Raw genomic sequence first — 12,104 nt, 5'->3', positions numbered from 1 at the left:
TTCAGTTCAAGCGTTAGCCTAAGCTTCTTCCTGACTTCCTTCTTGAGTGCCTCATAGTAATCCCTGTTGACGAACCCTGTGCCCCTCGTGGCTTACTACAATATTGAAGGAAAGACTTATGTCTAACAAAATGACTGGTTTGGTAAAATGGTTCAACGCTGAGAAAGGTTTCGGCTTCATCTCCCCAACCGACGGCAGCAAAGACGTTTTCGTACACTTCTCTGCAATCCAGAACGGCGGCTTCAAGACGCTGGAAGAAGGTCAGAAAGTTGAGTTCACTATCGAAAATGGCCAGAAAGGCCCTGCAGCTGCTAACGTAACTGCGCTGTAAGATAGAAACTCATTCGTTACCGCCGTGCCGGATTTATCCTAAACGGCGCTATACGAAATCAAAAAACCCGCCTTAAGGCGGGTTTTTGCGTTTCAGGAACGGCGGCGCACCTCTTTACCCCGGCAGCGGGATATTCAGCGGCGCGCCAGGGTTAATTGATAGCGATACTGGCGGGCGGAAAGCAAAAATTCCTCATTGACGCTCAGGCTCCAGGAGTCATCACCGCCCACGCCCATATGGTAACCATCAAGGATCAGCCTGCAGCCCGGTTCATCGCGCAGCAAATGACGATGCGAAGTCTGACGCTGCTGCTCAACGCTGTGGCGACTCAGGGAAAAGTGAAAATCACCGCCGATCTGCCAGTGACCAACGGTGAGTTTCCTGGTACCACCGCGCAGGCCGTTTTCACTCGGGAAAACATAGGCCGTGTTCAACGCGTCAAGCGGCAGCTGCCAGCGAGAGAACTCTGCCGCCAGCCGTCGGTCCGGGTAGTTTTCATGTGGGCCAAGGCCCAGCCAGCTGGCAATGCAGGCCAATACGCGCCGGCGGCGGCTGCCCGGCGGCAATGTCTACTTCGATGTCAAGAAGCACCTCACCCTGAAGATTGATCCGGTAGCATTTGCGGCTGAGGAAACGTAGCTCTGTGCCAGCCAGCCATGCCTGTTCGCTGCGGATTTGCACGCCGTCGCTCAGAATATCCGTCTGCAGGCTTAGCAGCCGGCTTTCAAGCTGGAAATAGCCCGCACGTTGCCAGCGCTCCACCCAGGCATGCGGGTCAATGCGTGTGGCTTCACTGGTGCCGATATCGTTATCCAGCGGTGCGCGTACGAACAGATCGCGCAGCGGGGAGAGCAACTGTGGTTTATTTGCCTGCAACCACTGTATCAGCTCACCGCTTTGCCGACAGAACTGCCAGCGCTGCTGACCGTGGACAACCTCAATCAACTGCGGCTGCTGATACAAACGGGGTAGCTCGCCGGTTATTTGAGGCTGTGGCAAAGCCAGCGCCGCAGGTAGCCGCCAGCCATCCCACGCCACGCGTTGGCCGGCCGCTGACCATGCGGTGGCTGCGGGCTGGATCACCGCGACCCGCAGCCACAGTTCGCCGGTTAACGCTGGCAGTTCACTCAGCGTCAGGCAAAGCGTGCCTTCCGGCGGCAGATCCAACGCAATGTGACCTTCAGCAACCGGTACCCCCTGATGCTCAATGCGCCAGCGTAGCTGCTCGTTATCGCTATGACGGAACAGGTATTCACTGGTAATGCTGACGGTAATCGGTGCGGTACTGAGCAGGTGAAACTGGAAAAACTGTTGGGCGCGTTGGGCTTCAAACAGCGCCGGATGTGGACTCCTGTCGGCAAAGACCAGCCCGTTCAAACAGAACTGGCGGTCATTAGGCGTGTCGCCAAAATCGCCGCCGTAGGCCTGCCAGCTGTGGCCATCGGCATCATGGCGCGTCAGGCTCTGGTCAGCCCAGTCCCAGATAAATCCCCCCTGCAGGCGGGGGAACTGGCGAAAGGCCCGCCAGTAACGATCGAAACCGCCAAGGCTGTTGCCCATCGTATGGGCGTATTCACAGAGGATCAACGGGCGCGTCTCTTCCGGCAGGCCAATCCATTTTTTAATTGACCATTTAGGCACGGCGGCAAAAGGTTCATCCTGGTCGACCCGCGCATACATCGGACAGATGATATCGCTGGCGGCAGAGTCGGCACCGCCGCCTTCGTACTGCACCGGCCGGCCGGGATCGTTACATTTGATCCAGCGATAAAGAGCATCGTGGGTGCTGCCGTGGCCAGATTCGTTGCCCAGCGACCAGATAATAATACACGCATGGTTGCGATCGCGTTGCACCATGCGGATGACCCGCTCGCTGAACGCATGAAACCAGACCGGATCGTCCGCCAGCCGGTTCATCGGCTGCATTCCGTGCGTTTCAATATTGGCTTCATCAACCACATACAGCCCGTAGCGGTCGCACAGGCGGTACCACAACGGATGATTCGGGTAATGGGTGCAGCGCACGGCGTTGAAATTATGCTGTTTCATCAGCAGAATATCGGCAACCATTGCTGGCTCATCGATGCCCTGACCGCGATCCGGAAGATGCTTATGGCGGTTGATGCCACGGATTAGCAGGGCTTACCGTTGAGTTTCAACAACCCGCCGCTCACCTCAACCTGACGAAAGCCAATGTCACAGGCTTCTGCTTCGACTAATCTGCCATCAGCATCCAGCAGGGCAACCACCGCACGGTAAAGATGCGGAGTTTCGGCGCTCCACAGCAGGGTCTGGTCGATATGCAGGGACAGGCGCGTACGGTCAAGGTAGCAGCCGCGTTCGTCAACCACCGGCGTGCCAAAAGGCTGCTGCTGCGCAATCAGCGTATCTTCGTGCCACAACTTCACCTCTAGCCGGTAGGCGCTGGCGTCAGGCAGTGAACTTAACGCCAGCACCAGGAGCTGTGCGCTGCGTAATTCAGGGCTTAACCGGGTATCTGTCTGAATATCATTCAGCCTCACCCCCGGTTTATGCAGCAGGCTGACACTGCGGAAAATGCCGCTCATGCGCCACATATCCTGGTCTTCCAGATAGCTGCCATCGCACCAGCGTAGCACCATCACGGCAATGCGGTTTTCTCCCGCCCGCAGACTGTGGCTGAGGTCGAACTCGGCCGGCAGGCGGCTGTCCTGCGAGTAGCCGATAAAACCGCCGTTGCACCACAGGTAAAAGGCCGGGTTAACCCCGTCAAAGATAATCCGCGTCTGTCCGCTTTGCAGCCAGTCGGGCTGGCAATGAAAGTTGAGCGAATAACAACCGGTCGGATTATCCTCGGGAACGTGTGGCGGATCCACCGGGATCGGGTACTGCACGTTGGTATAAATCGGCGCATCGTAACCCGCCAGCTGCCAGTTAGACGGAACAGGTATGCTGCTACCTGTGGCAGATCGCCAGACAACCACGCGTCCGTCACCGCCTGCGGACGGGAAAATAGCTAAATCCCCATTCACCGTCCAGCATGCGGAAACTTGGGCTGGGCAGATCGCTTCGCGCAGCCTCTTCATTGCGCCAGCTGGCAAGCGGCGTATGGGTTGGCAGACGGTTAAGCTGGGTCAGTGCCGGGTTTTCCCAATGGCGCTGGGATAATAATTGCTGCAAGGTGAGGGGATCGGGACTGGCCATCTTCTATACCTCATAAGAGTTATGTGTTGAGACTGAAGCTGGAAGCGGTTGATATAAAGATAAAAGAGATCGGGATGTGATGGCTATTGCAACATTCGGTAATAAAGATAATCTGTAAAACAGCGATCCGTCACAGATTTAACCCAGGAAAATGGCAGGAAAGCGTAAAGCAGGGTTACCCGAGGTAAAAAGCACCGCAATCAGGAGAATTCGGCATTGTGGGCGGCAAGAACCCTGCTTAGTATCAGGCGCATATAATCATTCACGTTGTTATGAGGGGTATTATGCCGGGCTTGATTAAAGTGATAAGCCTTATTGCGCTGGTGGCCACGTTAAGCGGATGCCTCTTTCCTCCACCGGGTGGTGGTGGCGAGCCGCGCGGTGGTTTTATGCGGCAGGGGCGCTAACGAGTTTCTGCGGGGCCAGACAATGGCCCTGTAAATATCCGTCTCCGCATCAATATACCGTTATGCAACGTACCTGCCTCAAAACACCTTCAACACCCGTCAAATTAGGGCGACAGTCCTGATGCCGCAAGGGCAGGAATATGCCCTTGCGCGCTATCATGCCGTTTTAGCGCACATCGGCAAATATCATTTTTCGACTCGCTGAAAAAAAAATCTATGCCACACTTCATTATGCATTTATAACATCTTTGCGAAGGGATACGAATGAAAGTTAACTTACTCATGACGGCTGCTCTGCTGTCGCTGATGGCAGCAGGTTATGCCGGAGCCGCAGAAAAAACGGCTCAGCAGATCAAGATGACCGTATGTAATCAGCAGGCGGGCGAAAAGTCGCTGAAAGGCGATGAACGCAAAACTTTTATGAGCAACTGTCTGAAAAAAGATAGCAAAACTGCAGGAATAACCCCGCAGCAGAGCAATATGAAGGCTTGTAATTCTCAGGCCGGTGAAAAAATGCTCAAGGGTGAAGCGCGTAAGACTTTTATGAGTAGCTGCCTGAAAAAAGTCTGAATGGCAGTGGGTCAGGTGGCTCGCTAACGCAATCTGTCATTGGTAGTACGGCTCATTTCCGGCACGGCATATGAAGTCCAAACGCGTTTTTTGGATAAAAGTCTTGCACATTTTTGTCTGAACCCGCCATCAGCCTTTATGGTGGGTGTGACTGACTACGACAGGGCAGGTTGCATGGTGGCGTTAATTATTATCGGTATTTTTATTATCAGCGTGATCTACGCGCATTCCAGGGGCGTGGAAAAACAGAAATTCTCGCGCCAGCTGTTCGATCATTCGACATTTATGGCACCGATCAATATGTTTATGACCGGGCTGTCCAGGCTGCCGCCGAAACAGGCATTTTTCGACAGTACAGCGTTCCCGGAACTCTCCAAATTGACCGATAACTGGCAGGCGATCCGTGAAGAGGCCGTGCGCTTGCAGGATCATATTAAAGCGTCGCAAACGCATAATGACGCGGGTTTCAATACCTTTTTTAAACGCGGCTGGAAACGTTTTTACCTTAAATGGTACGGCGATGCGCATCCGTCAGCCAAAGTACTGTGCCCGGTAACCAGCGAGTTACTTAGCCAGATCCCCTCGGTCAAGGCGGCGATGTTTGCCGAGCTTCCGGCAGGGAGTCATTTAGGCAAGCACCGCGATCCCTATGCAGGATCGGTGCGCTACCATCTGGGGCTGCAAACGCCCAATGATGATGACTGTTTCATTGAAGTTGACGGTCAGCGCCATAGCTGGCGCGACGGTGAAGCGACCCTTTTTGACGAAACCTACGTTCACTGGGCGCAAAATGCGACTCAACAGACGCGGATAATCCTGTTTTGCGACATTGAACGGCCCATGAAGTGGCGCTGGGCCCAGGCGGTCAACCGCTGGGTGGGCGCGAAAGTCATGTCTGCCGCCAGTTCGCCCAACGATGATAATGACCGGACAGGGGCAATTAACCGTATTTTTAAATATGTTAATCGCGTCAGGGATGCCGGGCAGAACCTGAAAAAGCGCAACCGCACTTACTACTACTGGGTTAAGCATTCGCTGATCGTATTAATCTTTGCGCTGATCGTCATACCCAGCGTTATCCTGTAACGGCCGCCGCCGCCAGGCAGGCGGCGGCGTAAGATTTACTGCTTGCTCATCTGTTCTGACTTATTCATACATTGCTGCATGGCTTCGATCACCGCTGAACGTAAGCCTTTCTGCTCCAGAACTTTCACCGCTTCAATGGTGGTGCCGCCCGGCGAGCACACCATATCCTTGAGTTCACCCGGATGTTTACCGGTTTGCAGTACCATCTGCGCGGCACCTTTTACCGATTGCGCTGCGAACTGATACGCCTGCGCACGAGGCATTCCTCCCAGCACTGCCGCATCCGCCATCGCTTCGATAAACATAAACACATAGGCCGGCGCGGAACCGCTTACGCCTACGACCGCGTGGATCAGGTATTCCGGCACCAGCGCCGCTTTGCCGAAACCGCTAAAGATGTGTACCACTTCATCGGCCTCTTCCTTGGTAACCAGCACGTTCGGGGTAACCGAACTCATGCCTTCGTTAACCAGAGCCGGGGTGTTTGGCATAACGCGCACGATTTTACGGTCATGGCCGAGCACTGAAGCCAGCGCATCCAGCGTGATACCCGCCGCGATGGAAACCACCAGCGTCTCTTTATTCAGGCTGCCGGCCACATCTTTCAGCACGGACAGAATCATATTTGGCTTGACCGCACCAAACAGAATATCCGCCTGTTCCGCCACCTGGCGGGCGCTGTCTGCCGGGGTAATGCCGTACTGCTGCTGCATGGCCTGATTCGTGGCGGGTTTATGGTCGAAGACCCAGATATTCTCCGCTTTAAACTGCCCGGCCGAAACCAGGCCAGCAATAATGGCTTTGGACATATTGCCGCAGCCAATAAAACCAATTTTCTTTTTCATCATTTTCTCACTGTTCATCTTGTCGTGAATAGCTAACAGCTGCCATCCCTTCACCTTAACCCAGCTGCCGTGATGCTTAAACCCCAAAAGCGGGCCATACACCTGCTGAATATCTTGACAGGGCAGGTGTTCGCCTGGAAACCGGAACACGCGGATCGGATTTAAGTTTGCCATTCGGCCAAAGAATGGGAAGATCGCCGTTATTCACCACTCTCTGAAAAAGGAAATATTGATGCCAATCTGGGTGGATGCCGATGCGTGCCCTAAAGTAATCAAAGAGGTGCTTTACCGTGCCGCCGATCGTGAGCAGGTGATGGTGACGCTGGTCGCTAATCAGTCCCTCAGCGTTCCTCCATCAAAGTTTCTGCGAACCCTTCGGGTTGCGGCCGGGTTTGACGTGGCGGACAACGAAATTGTGCAACGTGCACAAAGCGGCGATCTGGTGATCACCGCCGACATACCGCTGGCGGCAGAGGTGATGGAAAAAGGTGCGATAGCGCTAAATCCGCGCGGTGAGCGCTATAGCGCGGCAACCATCCGCGAACGGCTGACGATGCGTGATTTTATGGACACGATGCGTGCCAGCGGGGTACAGACAGGCGGGCCACCGGCGCTGAACCAGCGTGACCGCCAGCAGTTTGCTAATGAACTGGATAAGTGGCTGCAGCAGCAGCGGAAATAACGAGAAACCTCTCCCGCTGTGCGGGAGAGGAGCGGCCAGCCTTACACGAAGCTGTCGTCGTCAAAGTCGTTGTTGTCGAACCCGTCGTTAGCGAAGCTGTCATTATCGCTGTTGTTTGCGTAATCCTGCTGCCCACTGTCCTGATGCAGAAACGAGGCGTTGTCTGCGCCGTTGAAGGTATCAAGATTATTATTGAAATCTGTTTCCGGCATCGCCGGCTCATTAATTATGTTGACGATCTCTTCCGGTTGAGAACGATGGAACATGCTGGTCAGCATATCTGCCAATACCACCCCGCCGGCTACGCCTGCGGCAGTTTGCAGGGCGCCACCCAGAAAGCCCCGGCCAGCAGAAGGCGCTGCCGCCGCAGCGGGCTGCTGCTGAGTGGCCTGAGCGCCCCAGGGCGATGAGGCAGCAGGCGGTTGCTGCGGCGGCTGGGAGCGACTGCCGCCGCCAAATAACCCAGAGAGAAAGCCGCCGCTGCTCTGCTGCGGTTGCTGTTGCTGCATTTGCGCCAGTCGGGCTTCCAGCTCGCCGACTCGGCCGTTCAGCTGTTTCAATGCCGCTTCCTGAATCAGGATGGTTTGTGCCATATAGTAGGGCGCACCGGGTTGCTGCTGTAGCTGTTGCTGAATTAATTTTTCTGCTGCGCTGTCACGCGGTGCGGACTGAGATTCAGCCTGTTTCAGGCGGCTGAACAGACTTTCAATGAGCTGTTGCTCTTGGCTTTGCATAGAGATTTCTCCAAAACGTGCGATGGATACCATAGTGGCGATACCGCCAGGAAAGTAAATGCCTCTGGAGTAAGGAAATGTTGCAGTGATAATGCGTATTTTCAACCCGCACAAACGAATGAATATCACGCTATTTTAGTTGTTAAATCTGAGATTAGGGACGACATGGCTCTGCCAGCCTGTAAATAAAACGTTACTGCTGGTTCTGCTGATAAATGTTCGCTATTATGCCGCCCACTAGATTTTTTCTTGCCCCTCTGCTATGCGATTAACGTAGGTGGCATTCGTTTAAGGAAACGCCTGATATGTCATTACCCATTTATCTGATTGGCGCACGCGGCTGCGGAAAAACCACCGTGGGCCAGGCACTGGCTTTGGCATTAGGGTATGACTTCTGTGATACCGATCATTTCCTACAGCATTCCAGTCAGCAAACTGTTGCCGATATTGTGGCAGCCGAAGGCTGGTCTGGTTTTCGTACGCGCGAAACCGAATCTCTGAAAGGGGTGACCGCTGCAAGGAAGGTGATTGCCACCGGGGGCGGCATGGTGCTGGCAGAAGAGAATCGTCTGTATATGCGCGAGCACGGCAGGGTGATTTACCTGAGTGCCGATGGGTTGGTGTTGGCGGCTCGTCTTGAGGCCTATCCGCAGACTGAACAGCGCCCGACCTTAACCGGACGACCCATTGCCGAAGAGATGGTTGAAGTGCTGGCGGCACGCGATGCTCTGTACCAGCAGGCCGCCCACCATATTATTGACGCCATGCCATCGACCGATGCCATAGTTAATCAAATAGTTAGCGTTCTTTCACTCGCTCGCGCCAGCTAATTTCCTGCCAGGCTTTCCCCCTGTTGTACGGGTTACCCTGCTACTTTTTTGCCGTTCCGGCAGATAAAACGCTGTGCTTGTCTATACTTAACCTGTCTGGCCACTGGCCACATATAAATACAGATACTTAAGAGGGGACCGTTATGCCAGGCAGACCGCCATATCCACGCGAAGCGTTCGTTGTACCGGTTGAAAAAGGCACGCCCGAAAAATCCGTTACCTGGTATGAATTACGTGCCGATCATCCAAAACCCGACTCGCTGATTAGCGAGCATGAAAGTGAACAGGAAGCGCTGGACGCCAAAGAACGTTATGAGGACAAAGCCAAAGAATAATACCCTGTGGCAGGGAAGCCATTATATTTATGTTAAGTTTATTACAAGATTTATTAATCGTTTTTTTATTTTTGCATAACAGAGTAATTCACTTTAAGGCGCCCGCTTTTCCACCTAACGTTTTACCATTAATTTTGACAGCAAGAACATTAAATTATTAATAGCGCATTTAACCTGATTATTCCTTTCTGTATTTCACCGTACGTGAAAATTACTCCTTGACCTGGCAGCTGACTGCCTTTAGTTTTAAATAATTGAGAAAAGGAGAACTTGTTCCTGATAGTGGAATATTCAAAATGGCCACACGGAAAAATGCCGTCGCAATAGTTATTTTTTTCAACCGCAGCGATCTCAATTTGGGTTAGCCTGGGTTAACTTTCTTTGTTGTTATCGAAGCTCTGCGGCTGCCAGACGCACGGTTGCCCGCCTGCTGTCGATGATGGTCAGTGTAGGTTTACTGGAACGCGATCCAAAAATGCATAAGCTGGCCGTGCAATACGGCGACCGGACATGGCAGGGAACTAAGATATATCCCCGCATGCAGCAACCACTTTATATCTGTAACGGATATGAAGTACGCCTCACCAGGGCAATTGCAGTACTATTATCAATATGAATATCTAAAAAAAAGCCCGTAAGAGGCTGAATATCTGTATACAGAATATCCCCTCGATGCATCAGGGGGGTATTCTGTCATGTGTGAATAAAAAGGAATTTAACAGGAATGGCTATGGAGGAAATAGGCAGCGGGAAAACCCGTTAAAGGATATTGGCATCCTGTTGGTGGTGATTTTACTTTCTGTACTGGGTGCTATTATTGGCGCACTGCTGGCGATATGACTGGCGCGAACCCCTTTACAGGCGTTCCGGCGTTATCGATTTGTCGAGACGAAAATCTGGCGCAAACAGTTATATCGTCTGCCACCTTTGGTGCCGCCAACAGCCTGCTGATTCTGACGCCGGTGTTGATTGGCGTCAGTGCAGCAATGAGGCTGGAAGCTTATCTGTTATATCGTCTGTTCGATACCCGGGTATTCCCTGCCGATCTGATCCCGTCGATAGCACGCGTTTGTGCCATAAACATCAGGTCGGTGGCGAAGCGGGCATTGCGCACCGTCTGCTGCCTCTGCGCGTGCACATAGATTTACCCGTGGATGACATCATGATGAAGGAGCATGAAGTGGTGCCGTGGGCGTCAAGACAAAGTGGAGAGCAGCCTGCAAAAGCGCATTTTGCCGCTGGAGGATCGCGGTTTTGAGACTATCCTGTTGTTATGTAGCGGCGAATTGGGTTCCCCTTACCCTGACAGGGCGCTGCTGCTGGAGCCGGACCCCATGTTCCCGCCGCTGATTGCCACGATGGCTGGTGAACACGAAATCAGGGTTGTGTTGCCAGTGGCCGGAGACATTCAACAGCAGGCCGGCGAGTGGAAAATTTGCCCCGCACTTCTGTTTTGCGCGGGCCAGCCCCTGGCTGACCTGTGATCAAGCACTGTTGGATGCGGGGCGGTCGCTACTGGATCGTGGAGCGGATGTGATGGTGCCCTGACGGCATCGGTTATCACCGGCACCATCGTGATATGCTGTAAAAACAATGAGGCATTCCGATACTGCTGTCGAACGCGATCGTCACCAGGCTGGCAGCAGCGCTGCTGATTTAAGTTTCTCACTGAGCGTGCAACAGATAGACACTGGCTTTATGCTGCCCGCTTACCTTTTTTTATGATAACAAGGAATTGCTATGCTCAACGTTAGTGAGTATTTCGACGGTAAAGTGAAGTCGATTGGTTTTGAAAGCGCGAGCGCCGGGCGTGCCAGCGTCGGGGTGATGGCGGAAGGCGAATACACTTTCGGTACTGCTCAGGCGGAAGAGATGACCGTCGTCAGCGGTTCGCTGAAAGTATTATTGACGGGTGAAACCGACTGGAAATGGTATCAGGCAGGTGAGGTATTCAACGTACCGGGCCATAGCGAGTTTTACCTGCAGGTGGCAGAACCGACGGCGTACCTGTGCCGCTATCTGAAGGGCTGATGTAACAGCCCCGGCGGCTGAAATATCCACGGCATCCCCCATGCCTGCGTGATATGCCACGCTCAGGGATGCCGTTAATTCATTCTTTGCCCTGCCAGCCACTAACGTGGTGCTTCCCCGCCTAACGCTTCTACGGTATTGCTAATCAACGCGGCCAGTTCGCCGGTCATCAGGACAAAATCAGCGTCAAAACGTCCGGCGACATCTTCCCTGTCAATATCATCGTTCTGTTCGCGCAGGATATCGGCGAATTTCAGGCGCTTGATCGAGCCATCGTCAGACAGGATCAGCTGGACACGTTCCTGCCAGTCGAGAGCCAGTTTGGTCACCAGCTTGCCGGCTTCGATATGGTTCGCTATCTCATCGCACACCAGATCCTGCTTTTTACAGCGGATCACCCCGCCATCTTCCAGAATGGCTTCCAGCTCGGCTTCATCCATCAGGGCGAAACCGGCCGGTAGCTCGCCGGAACGTACCCATTCGGTCAACGTCAGCTCTATCGGGCTTTCCAGCGTCAGCGGCACCACCGGTAGCGAGCCAAGGCTCTTACGCAGCAGGGCAAGGGTATCTTCGGCTTTTTTTGCGCTGGCGCAGTCAACCATAATCAGGTTATTAACCGTATCGATCCAGACATACGTCTGGCTAAAACGGCTGAAAGCACGCGGCAGCAGGCTGTGCAGCACTTCGTCTTTTAACGAGTCTTTCTCGGTTTTCTTCAGCTTGCGCGACTGTTCGGCTTCCAGCTTGCTGATTTTGGCTTCCAGCGCCTGCTTGATCACCGGTGAAGGCAGCATCTTCTCTTCTTTGCGTGCACAAATCAGGATCTGGCCGTTGGTCACATGGGTCAGGTCTTCACTGCGCGCGCCCAGCGGTGAAACCCAACCGGTTTTTGCCATATCCTGGCTTCCGCAGGGAGTGAAGGAGAAAACATCGAGCTGTTTTTCCATCTCGTCTGCCACCAGCGGAATGTCGCGATTAAGACGATAAACCATCAAATTTTTAAACCACAGCATGCTGCATTCCCTCTCCGGGCGCGCAAAAGGCGCGCGAGTTCAAAGTCAGCGCGCATG

Annotated in this window: 11 protein-coding genes and 2 pseudogenes; 9 read left to right on the top strand and 4 right to left on the bottom strand. The window is 53.6% G+C overall.

Going from position 1 to position 12,104, the window contains the following annotated elements; genetic code table 11:
- Positions 1 to 118 precede the first annotated feature (118 nt).
- On the top strand, positions 119 to 331 hold the full coding sequence (gene cspE, locus EPYR_RS13500) for a transcription antiterminator/RNA stability regulator CspE (protein ID WP_012442280.1): 213 nt from the start codon (positions 119 to 121) through the stop codon (positions 329 to 331).
- 134 nt (positions 332 to 465) lie between these two features.
- Here cspE and EPYR_RS13495 read toward each other — a convergent pair.
- Positions 466 to 3,514 (bottom strand): annotated as a pseudogene (locus tag EPYR_RS13495) (beta-galactosidase).
- Between the two features lie 671 nt (positions 3,515 to 4,185).
- On the opposite strand from EPYR_RS13495, the gene EPYR_RS13490 reads away from it, so the two are divergent.
- Together EPYR_RS13490 and lpxO are read left to right on the top strand one after the other, a co-directional pair.
- Positions 4,186 to 4,491, top strand: a complete 306-nt coding sequence (locus EPYR_RS13490) for a PsiF family protein (RefSeq protein ID WP_012668939.1) — start codon at positions 4,186 to 4,188, stop codon at positions 4,489 to 4,491.
- A 174-nt stretch (positions 4,492 to 4,665) separates the two neighbouring features.
- Complete coding sequence (gene lpxO, locus EPYR_RS13485) at positions 4,666 to 5,577, top strand: lipid A hydroxylase LpxO (RefSeq protein WP_041474031.1); 912 nt, start codon at positions 4,666 to 4,668, stop codon at positions 5,575 to 5,577.
- A 35-nt stretch (positions 5,578 to 5,612) separates the two neighbouring features.
- Here lpxO and proC read toward each other — a convergent pair whose 3' ends face one another.
- Entirely contained in the window at positions 5,613 to 6,425 is an 813-nt protein-coding gene (proC, locus tag EPYR_RS13480; protein WP_041474134.1) for a pyrroline-5-carboxylate reductase, read from the bottom strand.
- A 229-nt stretch (positions 6,426 to 6,654) separates the two neighbouring features.
- Between proC and EPYR_RS13475 the strand changes: the two genes are divergently transcribed.
- Positions 6,655 to 7,104 carry a YaiI/YqxD family protein gene (locus EPYR_RS13475; RefSeq protein WP_004156173.1) on the top strand — a complete coding sequence of 150 codons (450 nt, stop codon included), beginning with the start codon at positions 6,655 to 6,657 and terminating at the stop codon, positions 7,102 to 7,104.
- 41 nt (positions 7,105 to 7,145) lie between these two features.
- On the opposite strand, the gene EPYR_RS13470 is transcribed toward EPYR_RS13475, so the two are convergent.
- Positions 7,146 to 7,838, bottom strand: coding sequence for a DUF2076 domain-containing protein (locus tag EPYR_RS13470; RefSeq protein WP_012668936.1), 693 nt, complete (start codon positions 7,836 to 7,838; stop codon positions 7,146 to 7,148).
- Positions 7,839 to 8,143: 305 nt separating this feature from the next.
- On the opposite strand from EPYR_RS13470, the gene aroL reads away from it, so the two are divergent.
- The 5 genes and pseudogenes from aroL to ppnP all read left to right on the top strand — a co-directional run bounded on the left by aroL (position 8,144) and on the right by ppnP (position 11,034).
- Positions 8,144 to 8,668, top strand: coding sequence for a shikimate kinase AroL (gene aroL / locus EPYR_RS13465; protein WP_012668935.1), 525 nt, complete (start codon positions 8,144 to 8,146; stop codon positions 8,666 to 8,668).
- 143 nt (positions 8,669 to 8,811) lie between these two features.
- On the top strand, positions 8,812 to 9,003 hold the full coding sequence (locus tag EPYR_RS13460) for a YaiA family protein (protein ID WP_012668934.1): 192 nt from the start codon (positions 8,812 to 8,814) through the stop codon (positions 9,001 to 9,003).
- Between the two features lie 699 nt (positions 9,004 to 9,702).
- Positions 9,703 to 10,046, top strand: a pseudogene (locus EPYR_RS21145) (hypothetical protein); the annotation flags it as partial.
- A gap of 132 nt (positions 10,047 to 10,178) precedes the next feature.
- Entirely contained in the window at positions 10,179 to 10,487 is a 309-nt protein-coding gene (locus tag EPYR_RS21140) for an AroM family protein (protein WP_012668932.1), read from the top strand.
- A gap of 256 nt (positions 10,488 to 10,743) precedes the next feature.
- A complete protein-coding gene (gene ppnP / locus EPYR_RS13445) occupies positions 10,744 to 11,034 on the top strand; it encodes a pyrimidine/purine nucleoside phosphorylase (RefSeq protein WP_012668931.1) in 291 nt (96 codons plus the stop codon).
- 101 nt (positions 11,035 to 11,135) lie between these two features.
- On the opposite strand, the gene rdgC is transcribed toward ppnP, so the two are convergent.
- Positions 11,136 to 12,047: a recombination-associated protein RdgC gene (rdgC, locus tag EPYR_RS13440; RefSeq protein ID WP_012668930.1), complete on the bottom strand. Its 912-nt coding sequence runs from the start codon at positions 12,045 to 12,047 to the stop codon at positions 11,136 to 11,138.
- Between the last annotated feature and the right edge of the window lie 57 nt (positions 12,048 to 12,104).

Source organism: Erwinia pyrifoliae DSM 12163, assembly GCF_000026985.1.
In the GTDB taxonomy this organism is placed as follows: domain Bacteria; phylum Pseudomonadota; class Gammaproteobacteria; order Enterobacterales; family Enterobacteriaceae; genus Erwinia; species Erwinia pyrifoliae.
This window is presented reverse-complemented; position numbering and strand designations above follow the sequence as displayed.

What these genes read in the sequence shown, in the direction of transcription:
- cspE (WP_012442280.1), top strand. Translation starts at nt 119, where the DNA reads ATGTCTAACAAAATGACTGGTTTGGTAAAATGGTTCAACGCTGAGAAA.
- EPYR_RS13490 (WP_012668939.1), top strand. Translation starts at nt 4,186, where the DNA reads ATGAAAGTTAACTTACTCATGACGGCTGCTCTGCTGTCGCTGATGGCA.
- lpxO (WP_041474031.1), top strand. Translation starts at nt 4,666, where the DNA reads ATGGTGGCGTTAATTATTATCGGTATTTTTATTATCAGCGTGATCTAC.
- proC (WP_041474134.1), bottom strand. Translation starts at nt 6,425, where the DNA reads ATGATGAAAAAGAAAATTGGTTTTATTGGCTGCGGCAATATGTCCAAA.
- EPYR_RS13475 (WP_004156173.1), top strand. Translation starts at nt 6,655, where the DNA reads ATGCCAATCTGGGTGGATGCCGATGCGTGCCCTAAAGTAATCAAAGAG.
- EPYR_RS13470 (WP_012668936.1), bottom strand. Translation starts at nt 7,838, where the DNA reads ATGCAAAGCCAAGAGCAACAGCTCATTGAAAGTCTGTTCAGCCGCCTG.
- aroL (WP_012668935.1), top strand. Translation starts at nt 8,144, where the DNA reads ATGTCATTACCCATTTATCTGATTGGCGCACGCGGCTGCGGAAAAACC.
- EPYR_RS13460 (WP_012668934.1), top strand. Translation starts at nt 8,812, where the DNA reads ATGCCAGGCAGACCGCCATATCCACGCGAAGCGTTCGTTGTACCGGTT.
- EPYR_RS21140 (WP_012668932.1), top strand. Translation starts at nt 10,179, where the DNA reads ATGAAGTGGTGCCGTGGGCGTCAAGACAAAGTGGAGAGCAGCCTGCAA.
- ppnP (WP_012668931.1), top strand. Translation starts at nt 10,744, where the DNA reads ATGCTCAACGTTAGTGAGTATTTCGACGGTAAAGTGAAGTCGATTGGT.
- rdgC (WP_012668930.1), bottom strand. Translation starts at nt 12,047, where the DNA reads ATGCTGTGGTTTAAAAATTTGATGGTTTATCGTCTTAATCGCGACATT.